This window comes from Actinomyces stomatis, assembly GCF_031292835.1.
In the GTDB taxonomy this organism is placed as follows: Bacteria; Actinomycetota; Actinomycetes; order Actinomycetales; family Actinomycetaceae; genus Actinomyces; species Actinomyces stomatis.
The window spans coordinates 1-1078 of the sequence record NZ_JASPEP010000057.1 but is presented as its reverse complement, the minus strand read 5'-3'; the positions used below and the strand labels follow the sequence as shown (position 1 = coordinate 1078).

The window sequence follows — 1078 nt, the reverse complement described above, 5'->3', positions numbered from 1 at the left end:
GAAAGGAGGTGATCCAGCCGCACCTTCCGGTACGGCTACCTTGTTACGACTTCGTCCCAATCACCAGCCCCACCTTCGACCGCTCCCCGTAGGGCCACGGGCTTCGGGTGTTGCCGACTTTCATGACGTGACGGGCGGTGTGTACAAGGCCCGAGAACGTATTCACCGCAGCGTTGCTGATCTGCGATTACTAGCGACTCCAACTTCACGGTGTCGAGTTGCAGACACCGATCCGAACTGAGACCGGCTTTAAGGGATTCGCTCCACCTCACGGTATCGCAGCCCTCTGTACCGGCCATTGTAGCATGCGTGAAGCCCAAGACATAAGGGGCATGATGATTTGACGTCATCCCCACCTTCCTCCGAGTTGACCCCGGCAGTCTCCCGCGAGTCCCCACCACAACGTGCTGGCAACACGGGACAAGGGTTGCGCTCGTTGCGGGACTTAACCCAACATCTCACGACACGAGCTGACGACAACCATGCACCACCTGTGAACCGGCCCCACAAGGAGGAAACCCCGTCTCCGGAGCCGACCGGCACATGTCAAGCCTTGGTAAGGTTCTTCGCGTTGCATCGAATTAATCCGCATGCTCCGCCGCTTGTGCGGGCCCCCGTCAATTCCTTTGAGTTTTAGCCTTGCGGCCGTACTCCCCAGGCGGGGCACTTAATGCGTTAGCTACGGCGCGGAAGACCCGGAAAAGGCCCCCCACACCTAGTGCCCAACGTTTACGGCGTGGACTACCAGGGTATCTAATCCTGTTCGCTCCCCACGCTTTCGCTCCTCAGCGTCAGTAACGGCCCAGAGACCCGCCTTCGCCACCGGTGTTCTTCCTGATATCTGCGCATTCCACCGCTACACCAGGAGTTCCAGTCTCCCCTACCGCACTCAAGCCGGCCCGTACCCACCGCAAGCCCCCAGTTAAGCCAGAGGATTTCACGACAGACGCGACCAGCCGCCTACGAGCTCTTTACGCCCAATAATTCCGGACAACGCTCGCGCCCTACGTATTACCGCGGCTGCTGGCACGTAGTTAGCCGGCGCTTCTTATCCAGCTACCGTCAACCCACCCACCAG

At 59.7% G+C, this 1078-nt stretch carries 1 rRNA gene; it reads right to left on the bottom strand.

Annotated elements, in window-relative coordinates:
• Position 1 precedes the first annotated feature (1 nt).
• Positions 2-1078 (bottom strand): 16S ribosomal RNA (locus RIV12_RS13090); the annotation flags it as partial.